Below are 12,563 nucleotides of genomic sequence, written 5' to 3'. Positions count from 1 at the left end.
CCGGCATAGGCCGGGGGCAACCCCACGATCAACAGCGTTCTCAGCGCCCGTTGAACGCGTCCTTCAACCGCGAGAACAGCCCCTGCTGCCCGGGCTGGAACTGCCCCTGCGGACGCTCCTCGCCGCGCAGCTTGGCCAGCTCGCGCAGCAGCCGCTCCTGCTCCGGGTCCAGCTTGGTCGGGGTCTGCACCTCGACGTGCACGATCAGGTCACCCCGGCCGCCGCCGCGCAGATGCGTGACACCGCGGTTGTGCAGCGGGATCGACTGGCCGGACTGGGTGCCGGGCCGGATGTCGACCTCCTCCATGCCGTCCAGGGTCTCCAGCGGCACCTTGGTGCCGAGGGAGGCCGCGGTCATCGGGATCGTCACCGTGCAGTGCAGGTCGTCACCGCGCCGCTGGAAGGTCGAGTGCGGCAGCTCGTGGATCTCGACGTACAGGTCACCGGCCGGACCGCCGCCCGGCCCGACCTCGCCCTCACCGGCGAGCTGGATCCGCGTGCCGTTGTCGACACCGGCCGGGATCTTCACGGTCAGGGTCCGCCGCGAGCGGACCCGGCCGTCGCCGGCGCACTCCGGGCAGGGGGTCGGCACGACGGTGCCGAAGCCCTGGCACTGGGGGCAGGGCCGGGAGGTCATGACCTGGCCCAGGAAGGACCGGGTGACCTGCGAGACCTCACCGCGGCCCCGGCACATGTCACACGTCTGGGCCGTCGTACCGGGCGCCGCGCCCTCACCGTTGCAGGTGTTGCAGACGACCGCGGTGTCGACCTGGATGTCCTTGGTGGTCCCGAAGGCCGCCTCGTCCAGCTCGACCTCGATGCGGATCATCGCGTCCTGGCCGCGCCGGGTGCGCGAGCGCGGCCCGCGCTGCGACGCCGTACCGAAGAACGCGTCCATGATGTCGGAGAAGTTGCCGAAGCCACCGGCCCCGAAGCCGCCCGCGCCCGCGCCGCCGCTCTGCGAGAGCGGGTCGCCGCCGAGGTCGTAGACCTGCTTCTTCTGCGGGTCCGACAGCACCTCGTAAGCGGCGTTGATCTCCTTGAACCGCTCCTGGGTCTTCGGATCGGGGTTGACGTCCGGGTGCAGCTCGCGCGCGAGCCGGCGGAACGCCTTCTTGATCTCATCCTGCGAAGCGTCGCGGCGCACGCCGAGAACGGCGTAGTAGTCCGTGGCCACTTACGACTCCGCCAGGATCTGTCCGACGTACCGTGCCACTGCGCGTACCGCTCCCATCGTTCCCGGATAGTCCATGCGGGTCGGTCCGACCACGCCGAGCTTGGCAACCGCCTCGCCGCCCGAACCGTAGCCGACCGACACCACGGAGGTGGAGTTGAGTCCCTCATGGGCGTTCTCGTGCCCGATACGCACCATCACGCCCGGATCCTTGGCCTCGCCGAGGAGCTTGAGGAGCACGACATGCTCCTCAAGGGCCTCCAGGACGGGCCGGATCGTGAGGGGAAAGTCATGTCCGAAGCGGGTGAGATTGGCGGTGCCGCCGATCATCAGCCGCTCCTCGTTCTCCTCGACCAGTGTCTCCAGGAGAGTGGAGAGCACCGTGGAGACCGTACCGCGGTCCTCGGGCTCGAAGGCGTCCGGCAGGTCCTCGACCAGCTTCGGCACGTCCGTGAACCGGCGGCCCGCGACCCGGCTGTTCAGCCGCGCGCGCAGGTCGGCGAGGGAACTCTCGCCGAAGGGCGCCGGGCAGTCGACCATCCGCTGCTCGACCCGGCCGGTGTCCGTGATCAGCACGAGCATCACGCGCGCGGGGGCGAGCGAGAGCAGCTCCACGTGCCGCACGGTGGACCGGGTCAGGGACGGGTACTGCACGACGGCGACCTGCCGGGTGAGCTGCGCGAGCAGCCGTACCGTACGGGCCACGACGTCGTCGAGGTCGACGGCGCCCTCCAGGAAGTTCTGGATCGCCCGCCGCTCGGGCGCGGTCATCGGCTTGACGCCCGCCAGCTTGTCCACGAACAGCCGGTAGCCCTTGTCCGTGGGGATGCGCCCCGCGCTGGTGTGCGGCTGCGCGATGAACCCCTCGTCCTCCAGGGCCGCCATGTCGTTACGGACCGTCGCCGGGGACACGCCGAGGTTGTGCCGCTCGGTCAGGGCCTTCGACCCGACCGGCTCCTCGGTGCCGACGTAGTCCTGGACGATGGCGCGCAGCACCTGCAGCCTGCGTTCACTCAGCATCCGCGCGCACCTCCAGCACGTCGTCCCCTCGGTTCCAATCGGTCCTGCGGTTCGTCCGCCTGGCACTCTTCGCATGCGAGTGCCAGCGTTCCCCGGCCCAGTGTACGGCTGTCGGGTACACCGAGGGCAAGGTCGGTGCGGTCCCGGCGGCTTATGCGGCTAGCGTCGCGGTATGACGGTGACTTGGGAAGAGCTGGGGTGGGAGCGACTGGCCGCGGGGGTCGGCCGGTGCCGGCTGCCCGGCTGGGACTGCACGGCCGGACTGGTCCTCGGAGAGGGTACGGCGCTGGTGGTGGACGCCGGCTCGAGCCTGGCAGAAGGCGCGCGGCTGCGGGCTCAGGCCGAGCGACTCGCCGACGGCCGTGTGACCCATCTCGCGCTCACCCACCCGCACTTCGACCATGTCCTCGGGGCGGCGGCGATGGTGGGCGCGGAGGTGTACGGGGCGGTGGGCCTGGACGCGGTCTTCGCGTACGAGCGGGAGGAGCTGCGCCTGGACGCGGTCAGAAACGGGTTGCCGGTCGCCGACGCCGACGAGGCGGTGGACACGCTGGCCCCGCCCCGGCATCTGGTCTCCGGCGAGTGGACGCTGGACCTCGGGGGCGGCCGGCAGGCGTTGCTGGCGAACGTGGGGCCCGGCCACACCGCGCACGATCTGGCCGTGCTGGTCCCGGGGGATCCGGAGGTGGTCTTCTGCGGCGACCTGGTCGAGGAGTCCGGCGAGCCCCAGGCGGGCCCGGACGCGGTCCCGTCCCGCTGGCCGGACGCCCTGGCCCGGCTGCTCGCGTTGGGCGGCGAGGACGCGCTGTACGTGCCCGGTCACGGAGCGGTGGTGGACGCGGCGTTCGTCCGCCGTCAACGCGACGAGCTGGCGGCCCGTTTCGGCGTGTCGTGAGCGCGGCCGTACGGCTTCTCCTATCGTCACTCGAATGCGCCAGTACTCCGCCGACCTGACCCCGCCGTGGAAGAAGCCGAAGCCCGTGCAGGAGGTACCGGCGGAGCCGGGTCTGGTGGTGGAGGAGCCCGGCACCGGGTTCTGCGGGGCGGTGATCCGCTGCGAGGCGGGCACGGTGACGCTGGAGGACCGCTTCGGCAAGCACCGGGTGTTCCCGCTGGAGCCACGGGGTTTTCTGCTGGAGGGGCGGGTGGTGACGCTGGTGAGGCCTTCCGCCGGTCCGGTACGGCCCACCCGAACCGCATCCGGGTCGGTCTCCGTCCCCGGTGCCCGCGCCCGCGTGGCCCGCGCCGGCCGCATCTACGTCGAGGGCCGGCACGACGCCGAACTGGTCGAGAAGGTGTGGGGCGACGACCTGCGCATCGAGGGCGTGGTGGTGGAGTACCTGGAGGGCGTGGACGACCTGCCGTCGATCGTCGCCTCCTTCACCCCGGGCCCGGACGCCCGCCTCGGTGTCCTGGTGGACCACTTGGTGCCGGGCACGAAGGAGTGGCGGATCGCGGAGTCGGTGAGAAGCGAACACGCGCTGGTGGTGGGCCACCCGTACATCGACATCTGGGAGGCCGTGAAGCCGGCCGCGCTGGGGATCGAGGCGTGGCCGAAGGTGCCGCGCGGCCAGGACTGGAAGACGGGCGTGTGCCGGGCGCTGGGCTGGCCCTCGGAGAACACCGGCGCGGTGTGGCAGGCGATCCTGAAGCGGGTGGGGTCCTACAAGGACCTTGAGCCGCAGTTGCTGGGGCGGGTGGAGGAACTGATCGACTTCGTCACGGGTAGCGGTGGGGCCTGACGTCGGGGAACGTTCCGAACTCGGTGGTGTCCACTTCGAGTCCCAGAACCTCCACCGGGACTGGATCGCCGAATTTGATGATCTCCTGGCTCAGGTAATCGGCGTCCTCGCCCTGGCCCGCAGGCTTCGTCAGCAAGACGCAGTGCGCCATGATCGGGTCCAGGATGAGGTAGGCGGGGATCTTTCCTGCCGCGTAGATGGAGCGCTTGACCACGTAGTCCTGATGAATGCTGGACTTGGATACGACCTCCATGACCATCGTGACCAGCTTGGAGGGCAGCAGACGGCCCGAATCGGGTAGCGCGTCTCGCGCCACGACCACCAGGTCCGGTACTGGCTCGCTGGCCTCGTCCAGGATGTCCACGTCCTGAGTCTGAAGGCGAGACCACCGCTGGCGCGGGATCTGGTCCTGTACATCGGAAACGATCATGTTGTGCACGATGTCAGGGCCGGCCATCATCACGATTACCCCCCGGAGAAGCTCCATCTTGACGCCCTCAGGAGGCTCAAGTTCCTCGAAGATCTTCACCATGCCGGTGGTCATCGGTCGGTCGTCCACAGCGGTCATCTCCGCAGCCCTCCGGTTTCCGCCACCGTGCAATTACGGCGGCAGCCTACGAACCAGGTTAGGGATCGAACCGGCGTTACGGAGGGATTCACTCACGGGAGTGATCAGTCCACCAGGTCCCGCACCACCGCGTCCGCCAGCAACCGCCCGCGCAGCGTCAGCACGGCCCGCCCCGCCTCGTACGGCCCTTCCTGAAGGAGCCCCTCCCCCAGCGCCCGCCGGGAAGCCGCAAGCCCCTCCTCCTTCAGCAAGGACAGCGGCACCCCCTCCCGCAGCCGCAGCTCCAGCAGGATCCGCTCCACGCGCCGGTCCTCGTCCGACAGCAGCTCACGCCCGGCCCCAGGCGACTTCCCCGATGCCAGCGCCGCCGCGTACGCCCCCGGATGCTTGACGTTCCACCAGCGCACCCCGCCCACGTGCGAGTGCGCCCCGGGACCCGCGCCCCACCAGTCGGCGCCGCGCCAGTACAGCTCGTTGTGCAGGCAGCGGCCCGCCTCCGAAGTGGCCCAGTTGGACACCTCGTACCAGTCGAAGCCCGCCCCGGACAGCACCTGCTCGGCGATCAGATAGCGGTCCGCGTGCACGTCGTCGTCGGTCATCGGGACCTCGCCCCGGCGGATCCGGCGGGCCAGCTGCGTGCCCTCCTCGACGATGAGCGCGTAGGCGCTGATGTGGTCCGGGCCCGCCCCGATCGCCGCGTCCAGCGAGGCCCGCCAGTCGTCGTCGCTCTCGCCCGGGGTGCCGTAGATCAGGTCCAGGTTCACGTGCTCGAAGCCCGCCGCCCTCGCCTCGGCCACGCACGCCTCGGGACGCCCGGGAGTGTGCGTGCGGTCGAGCACGCGCAGCACGTGCTGCCGCGCGCTCTGCATGCCGAAGGAGATCCGGTTGAAGCCGCCCTCCCGGAGGGTGGCCAGGTACGCCGGATCGACCGACTCCGGGTTCGCCTCCGTCGTGATCTCCGCGTCCGGCGCCAGCCCGAACTCGTCGCGGATGGCCGCCAGCATCCGTACGAGATCGTCCGCGGCCAGCAGTGTCGGCGTACCGCCCCCGACGAAGACCGTGCGGACCTGGCGCGGGTCGTCGCCGAGCACCTTCCGGGCGAGCCGGATCTCGTCGGTCAGCGTGTCAGCGTAGTTGTCGCGGGAGGCCAGCACTCCGCCCGTGCCGCGCAGCTCGGTCGCGGTGTAGGTGTTGAAGTCGCAGTAGCCGCAGCGGGTCGCGCAGTAGGGGACGTGCAGGTAGAAGCCGAGGGGGCGGTCGGCGGCCCCGGCGAGCGCGTGCGCGGGCAGCGCGCCGTCGGCGGGGACGGGCTCGCCGTCGGGGAGAGCGGAAGGCATGCCTTCCATTGTCCAGCACGGGCGCCGTTACTCCGCCTGCAGCACCAGCAGGGCGAGGTCGTCCTCGAGCGGGCCCCCGCCGAAGTCGTCCACCAGGCGGCGGATCCTTTCCGCGATCAGTTCGGCACTGAGGCCGGCGCAGCCGGACAGGGCGCGGGCGAGGCCGTCGCCGTCGTCGAACTGGTGGGAGCCGGAGCGCCGCTCGGTCACCCCGTCGGTGACGCACAGCAGGCTGTCGCCGGGCCGCAGGTCCAGCGTCTCGCTGGTGTACGCCTCGTCCTCGACCACGCCGAGCAGGGTCTGCGGGCCGGCGGCGGTGCGCACGGTGCCGTCGGGGCTCAGGACGAGCGGGAGCGGGTGGCCGGCGGAGGCGAGGGTGCAGCGGATCCCGCCGTCGTACGGGGTCAGCTCGCCGTAGAGCAGGGACAGGAAGCGGGTCTGCGGGCCGTCCCCGGTGGCCACCGGCCGGCCGCCGGCGGCGACGAGCGCGCGGGCGGCGGCGTCGGCGGCCTCGGTGGCGTCGTCCAGGAGGAGCTGGTTGAGGCGGTCGAGGACGTCGGCCACGCGGTAGCCCTCGCGGGCGAGGAGGCGCAGCCAGGGGCGGGCGAGGCCGATCACGACCGCCGCCTCGGGCCCCTTGCCCTGGACGTCGCCGACGGCGAAGCACCAGCGGCCGTCGCCGGCCGGGAACAGGTCGTAGAAGTCGCCGCTGGGGCCCCCCTTGTCGCAGGGCTCGTAGACGAGCGCGCTGCTCACGCCGGGGATCTCGGCGACCGCGCCGGGCAGCAGGCCGCGCTGCAGGACGGCGCTGATCGTGGCCTGGCGGGCGTACTGGCGGGCGGCGCCGATCGCGAGGGCGACGCGGCGGCCGAGGTCCTCCACGAGCCCGGTGACCTCGTCGGGGAAGCCGAGCAGCCCGCACCGGCCGATGACCAGCGTGCCGAGCGGCCGGCCGCCCGCGATCAGCCGGTACGACAGCGAAGTGCCGTCGGCGCCCTGCGGACCGAACGCATGGCCGGGCCACGGGTACGGCTCGGGGCCGGAGCGCAGTCCCTCGTGCGGGCAGGGCGGCTCCTTCTCCAGGGCGCACCGCAGTTCCTCGATGCGGTTCTCGCTGGCGTGCCACACCCGGTCGGGACCGCAGGCGGCGCCGCCGCGGACGGTCGCCTCGTCCTCCAGCCACACCGCGCACCAGTCGGCGAGCCGGGGCACGATGAGCTGGCCGGTGAGGGCGGTGACCAGGTTCTCGTCCAACTGCCCGGCGAGCAGGTCGGAGGCCTCCGCGAGGAAGGACAGCGCGCCACGGCCGAGCCAGTCCCGGTCGCCGTCGGCGCGGTGCGGCTGCGGGGCCAGGTCCTCGGCGACCTCCAGGGCGGCGTCCGGGGCGGGGGTGTCCGGGTCCTCGACGCCGCCCGGGGGCAGCCGCGCCCAGACGGTCTTGGCGCCGGCGCGGTAGGTGACGCCCCAGGACTCCGCGAGCGTGGTGACCAGCCGCAGGCCGCGCCCGTACTCGGGGGTGTCGTACGCCCCGTCGCCGCCGAGCGGGTCGCGCGGAGCGCGGGAGGGATGCCGGTCGCCCACCTCCACCACGAACGCGCCGGTCTCCTCCAGCAGCCAGTCGACCTCCACGTCCGTGCCGGCGTGCACGACGGCGTTGGTGACCAGCTCGCTGACGACGGCCAAGGCGTCGTCGACGAGCCGCGCCGCCGTCCCGGACACCGCGGACGCCTCGGCCAGGGCGGACCGCACCAGCGCACGAGCGGCGCCGGGCGCGAGAGGACTTCCGGGCAGCGTGGCCCGCCCCCGCACCTCCCGGGCCCGGGGCTCACTGTCCCGCTGTGTCGGTATGGCCGCCATGTCCATGCGGCCAGGGTGACAGACCGGGGGCAGCTATAAGCGTTGAGTCACTGAAGTGGACAGAAGACGGCCACTTTCGAACGCCGCTGAGCGCAACTTACCCAGGGGCGGGGGCGGTACCCGATATGCGGCTCCGCGTGGGCGCGGGCGGCCACGGACAACCCGCGGCCGCCGGCGGTCCCCCGCCCCTGCCGAAGGCGCCCTACTTCTCCCTCGCCCCGGCGTACATCTCGTCGATGAGGTGCTTGTACTCCCGCTCGACCACCGGCCGCTTCAGCTTCAGACTCGGCGTGATCTCCCCGTGCTCGACGTCGAGATCCCGCGGCAGCAGCCGGAACTTCTTGATCGTCTGCCACTTCTGGAGCCCGGCGTTGAGCTGCTGCACGTACCCGTCGACCATCTCCACCGTCTGCGGCGCGGCGACGACCTCCGCGTACGGCCTGCCCCCCAGCCCGTTCTCCTTCGCCCAGTCCAGGAGGGCGATCTCGTCCAGGGCGATGAGGGCGGTGCAGTAGTTCCGGTCGGCGCCGTGCACCAGGATGTTGGAGACGTACGGGCACACCGCCTTGAACTGGCCCTCGACCTCGGCCGGGGCGACGTACTTGCCGCCGGAGGTCTTGATGAGGTCCTTCTTGCGGTCGGTGATGCGCAGATAGCCGTCGGGCGAGAGCTCGCCGATGTCGCCGGTGTGGAACCAGCCGTCGGTCTCCAGCACCTCGGCGGTCTTCTCGGGCAGCCCGTGGTAGCCCTCCATGATGCCGGGGCCGCGCAGCAGGATCTCGCCGTCGTCGGCGATGCGCACCTCGGTGCCGGGCAGCGGCTTGCCGACCGTGCCGGTGCGGTAGGCCTCGCCGGGGTTGACGAAGGAGGCGGCGGAGGACTCGGTGAGCCCGTAGCCCTCCAGGATGTGGATGCCGGCGCCGGCGAAGAAGTAGCCGATCTCGGGCGCGAGCGCGGAGGCGCCGGAGACGCAGGCGCGCAGCCGGCCGCCGAAGGCGTCGCGGAGCTTGGCGTAGACGAGGGTGTCGGCGACCTTGTGCTTGGCGGCGAGGCCGAAGGGCACCGCGGCGGTGCCGGTGCGCCGGAAGTTGTCCTGGCTCACCTTGGCGTACTCGCGGGCGACCTCGGCGGCCCACTGGAAGATCTTGTACTTGGCCGGGCCGCCCTCGCGGGCCTTGGCGGCGACGCCGTTGTAGACCTTCTCGAAGATGCGCGGCACGGCCGCCATGTACGTCGGCTGCACCACCGGAAGGTTCTCGATGATCTTGTCGACGCGGCCGTCGACGGCGGTGACGTGGCCGACCTCGATCTGGCCGGAGGTGAGCACCTTGCCGAAGACGTGCGCGAGCGGCAGCCACAGGTACTGCACGTCGTCCATGGTGACCAGGCCGGTCGCGGCGATCGCCTTCGCCATGTACGCCCAGTTGTCGTGCGGGAGCCTGACTCCCTTGGGGCGGCCGGTGGTGCCGGAGGTGTAGATGAGGGTGGCGAGCTGTTCCTTCTTGATCGCGCCGACCCGCTCCTTGATCAGCGACGGGTGGGTCTCCAGGTAGGCCGCTCCGCGCCGCTCCAGCTCCGCGAGTGTGATCACCCAGTCGCTCGTCTCCGCGCCCGCCGCGTCGATGACGACGACCTTGGTCAGCTCGGGCAGCTCGGCGCGCTTCTCGAGCGCCTTGGCGACCTGCGCCGCGTCCTCGGCGATCAGCACCCGGCTCTCGGAGTCGGAGAGGATGAAGGCGGACTCGTCCGCGTTGGTCTGCGGGTAGACGGTGGTCGTGGCGCCGCCGGCACACATGATGCCGAGGTCGGCGAGGATCCACTCGACCCGGGTGGAGGAGGCGAGCGCCACCCGCTGCTCGGGCTGCACACCCAGCTCGATGAGGCCGGCCGCGATCGCGTACACGCGCTCGGCCGCCTGCGCCCAGCTGAGCGACTTCCAGTCTTCGGGGCCCTGGCCGGACGCGGGCGGCACCGGGTATCGGTAGGCCTCGGCGTCCGGTGTGGCCGCCACGCGCTCCAGGAAGAGGGCCGCCACGGACGGCGGACGGTTCTCGATCAGGGTCTGTGTGTCGCTCACGACATCCTCCGGGGGCCCGCGACGGTGCGGCTGACTCGGTGCGGCTGGGTTAACTCACGGTGGGGGTTCGTGCTGGTACTTCGCGTTGTTTAACTCGCGAGTAACTATCGAGCAGGGATCAGAGTAAGCCGCGACCGGCCGCTGCGTAAGGGGCTTCGGCCTGTCACTTTCCACGCAGAGCAACGCTACGCACGCGTAGGGGCCCGCCGCGCTTTTGCACGACGGGCCCCCTTGTGTCCGGCTTTATGGACGTAACCCGTTGTTACCGCTGGTTACTTCTTGCCCTTGGCCGACCCCGCGCTGTCATCGCTGGACAGGACGGCGATGAAGGCTTCCTGCGGAACCTCCACGGAACCCACCATCTTCATCCGCTTCTTGCCTTCCTTCTGCTTCTCCAGCAGCTTCCGCTTACGGGAGATGTCACCGCCGTAGCACTTGGCGAGAACGTCCTTGCGGATGGCGCGGATGGTCTCGCGGGCGATGACCCGGGAGCCGATGGCGGCCTGCACCGGCACCTCGAAGGCCTGCCGCGGGATCAGCTCCTTGAGCTTGGCGACGAGCCGCACGCCGTACGCGTACGCCTGGTCCCTGTGGGTGATCGCGGAGAACGCGTCGACCTTGTCGCCGTGCAGCAGGATGTCGACCTTGACCAGGGAGCTGGTCTGCTCGCCCGTGGGCTCGTAGTCGAGGGAGGCGTAGCCGCGGGTCTTGGACTTCAGCTGGTCGAAGAAGTCGAAGACGATCTCCGCGAGCGGCAGCGTGTAGCGGATCTCGACCCGGTCCTCCGAGAGGTAGTCCATGCCGAGCAGGGTGCCGCGCCGGGTCTGGCACAGCTCCATGATCGAACCGATGAACTCGGTGGGCGCGAGGATGGTGGCCCGCACGACCGGCTCGAAGACCTCGTTGATCTTGCCCTCGGGGAACTCGCTCGGGTTGGTGACCGTGTGCTCGCTGCCGTCCTCCATCACCACGCGGTAGACCACGTTGGGGGCGGTGGCGATCAGGTCGAGGCCGAACTCGCGCTCCAGCCGCTCCCGGATCACGTCCAGGTGCAGCAGGCCGAGGAAGCCGACGCGGAAGCCGAAGCCGAGGGCGGCGGAGGTCTCCGGCTCGTAGACCAGCGCGGCGTCGTTGAGCTGCAGCTTGTCCAGGGCCTCGCGCAGCTCGGGGTAGTCGGAGCCGTCGAGCGGATACAGACCGGAGAAGACCATGGGCTTCGGGTCCTTGTACCCGCCGAGCGCCTCCGTCGCCCCCTTGCTCTGGCTGGTGACGGTGTCACCGACCTTGGACTGCCGGACGTCCTTCACACCGGTGATGAGGTAACCCACCTCACCGACGCCGAGGCCGTCGGCCGGCAGCATCTCGGGCGAGCTGACGCCGATCTCCAGCAGCTCGTGCGTGGCGCCGGTCGACATCATCCTGATGCGCTCGCGCTTGTTGAGCTGGCCGTCGATGACACGGACGTACGTCACGACACCGCGGTAGGAGTCGTAGACGGAGTCGAAGATCATCGCGCGGGCGGGCGCGTCGGCCACCCCGACCGGTGCCGGGATCTCCTTGACGACCTTGTCCAGGAGCGCGTCGACCCCGAGACCGGTCTTTGCCGAGACCTTGAGGACGTCCTCCGGGTCGCAGCCGACCAGGTTCGCCAGCTCCTCGGCGAACTTCTCCGGCTGGGCGGCCGGCAGGTCGATCTTGTTCAGTACGGGGATGATCGTCAGGTCGTTCTCCATCGCCAGGTAGAGGTTGGCGAGGGTCTGTGCCTCGATGCCCTGGGCGGCGTCGACGAGGAGGATGGTCCCCTCACAGGCGGCGAGTGACCGCGAGACCTCGTAGGTGAAGTCGACGTGCCCCGGGGTGTCGATCATGTTGAGGATGTGGGTCGTGCCCTGGTCGGGGCCCTCGGTGGGGGCCCAGGGCAGACGCACCGCCTGGGACTTGATCGTGATGCCGCGCTCGCGCTCGATGTCCATCCGGTCGAGGTACTGAGCACGCATCTGCCGCTGCTCGACCACACCGGTCAGCTGGAGCATCCGGTCGGCGAGTGTGGACTTGCCGTGGTCGATGTGCGCGATGATGCAGAAATTGCGGATCAGAGCCGGGGCGGTACGGCTCGGCTCGGGCACATGGTTAGGGGTCGCGGGCACGCAGGGTCCTGTCTCTTGAGGCGCCTTATGCCTCGGGTCGGATCGATACGTAGTCTCCATGGTCCCACGCGGAGGGACCGGGCACCGTTTTGGGCCGCTCGCAGGGCCACTGGTACTGTAGATGGCTGTGCCTCATGCCCTCTCAGCGCGAGGCACGTCCGAGAAATTTTGGATCACCGGTACGGGACCCGCGCGGCCCCGCACCAGAACCTGAAAAGGCTCCTTCGTGGCGAACATCAAGTCCCAGATCAAGCGGATCAAGACCAACGAGAAGGCTCGGCTGCGCAACAAGGCCGTCAAGTCCTCCCTGAAGACCGCAATCCGCAAGGCCCGCGAGGCCGCTGCCGCGGGTGACGTCGAGAAGGCCACCGAGCTGCAGCGCGCTGCCGCGCGTGCGCTCGACAAGGCCGTCTCGAAGGGCGTCATCCACAAGAACCAGGCCGCCAACAAGAAGTCGGCGCTTGCTTCCAAGGTCACGTCCCTCAAGGGCTGAACCTCCTCTTTGATCTGACCGCCGGAAGGACCCAGAGCGGGCCCTCTCTCATCCGCTCCCGCCCGGCACCCCGGATTCGCACGCGGCCTGCGTTCGCCACGCGGGTGCGAGTCCACCAGCTTGATCCGAAGGCCCCGGCACCCTCCCT

General features: G+C 70.5%; 10 protein-coding genes. 3 read left to right on the top strand and 7 right to left on the bottom strand.

Annotated elements, in window-relative coordinates; genetic code table 11:
- Positions 1-40: 40 nt before the first annotated feature.
- Both dnaJ and hrcA read right to left on the bottom strand, forming a co-directional pair.
- Positions 41-1,177: a molecular chaperone DnaJ gene (dnaJ, locus tag ACWGJ5_RS09685; protein ID WP_453309196.1), complete on the bottom strand. Its 1,137-nt coding sequence runs from the start codon at positions 1,175-1,177 to the stop codon at positions 41-43.
- Positions 1,178-2,194, bottom strand: a complete 1,017-nt coding sequence (gene hrcA / locus ACWGJ5_RS09680; RefSeq protein WP_453309195.1) for a heat-inducible transcriptional repressor HrcA — start codon at positions 2,192-2,194, stop codon at positions 1,178-1,180. It abuts the gene before it with no gap.
- Between the two features lie 172 nt (positions 2,195-2,366).
- On the opposite strand from hrcA, the gene ACWGJ5_RS09675 reads away from it, so the two are divergent.
- Positions 2,367-3,089 carry an MBL fold metallo-hydrolase gene (locus ACWGJ5_RS09675; RefSeq protein ID WP_453309194.1) on the top strand — a complete coding sequence of 241 codons (723 nt, stop codon included), beginning with the start codon at positions 2,367-2,369 and terminating at the stop codon, positions 3,087-3,089.
- A gap of 34 nt (positions 3,090-3,123) precedes the next feature.
- The gene (locus tag ACWGJ5_RS09670; RefSeq protein WP_453309193.1) at positions 3,124-3,936 is read left to right on the top strand and encodes a DUF3097 domain-containing protein; all 813 of its coding nucleotides are present in this window, start codon (positions 3,124-3,126) and stop codon (positions 3,934-3,936) included.
- Here the strand turns inward: ACWGJ5_RS09670 and ACWGJ5_RS09665 are convergent.
- The 5 genes from ACWGJ5_RS09665 to lepA form a co-directional block, all read right to left on the bottom strand.
- Entirely contained in the window at positions 3,914-4,504 is a 591-nt protein-coding gene (locus ACWGJ5_RS09665; protein WP_453309192.1) for a Uma2 family endonuclease, read from the bottom strand. The genes ACWGJ5_RS09670 and ACWGJ5_RS09665 overlap by 23 nt on opposite strands.
- A gap of 104 nt (positions 4,505-4,608) precedes the next feature.
- Positions 4,609-5,841, bottom strand: a complete 1,233-nt coding sequence (gene hemW / locus ACWGJ5_RS09660; protein WP_453309191.1) for a radical SAM family heme chaperone HemW — start codon at positions 5,839-5,841, stop codon at positions 4,609-4,611.
- Positions 5,842-5,868: 27 nt separating this feature from the next.
- Entirely contained in the window at positions 5,869-7,698 is a 1,830-nt protein-coding gene (locus ACWGJ5_RS09655) for a SpoIIE family protein phosphatase (protein ID WP_453309545.1), read from the bottom strand.
- Positions 7,699-7,900: 202 nt separating this feature from the next.
- Positions 7,901-9,775: an AMP-dependent synthetase/ligase gene (locus ACWGJ5_RS09650; RefSeq protein WP_453309190.1), complete on the bottom strand. Its 1,875-nt coding sequence runs from the start codon at positions 9,773-9,775 to the stop codon at positions 7,901-7,903.
- Positions 9,776-10,047: 272 nt separating this feature from the next.
- A complete protein-coding gene (gene lepA, locus ACWGJ5_RS09645; RefSeq protein WP_453309189.1) occupies positions 10,048-11,922 on the bottom strand; it encodes a translation elongation factor 4 in 1,875 nt (624 codons plus the stop codon).
- 226 nt (positions 11,923-12,148) lie between these two features.
- Here lepA and rpsT point away from each other — a divergent pair, with 226 nt between their 5' ends.
- A complete protein-coding gene (gene rpsT / locus ACWGJ5_RS09640; RefSeq protein WP_067006864.1) occupies positions 12,149-12,415 on the top strand; it encodes a 30S ribosomal protein S20 in 267 nt (88 codons plus the stop codon).
- Positions 12,416-12,563: the final 148 nt, after the last annotated feature.

Source organism: Streptomyces sp. NPDC054783, from assembly GCF_053611725.1.
The sequence above is the reverse complement of the archived record's forward strand: the minus strand, read 5'-3'. Positions and strand labels throughout refer to the sequence as shown.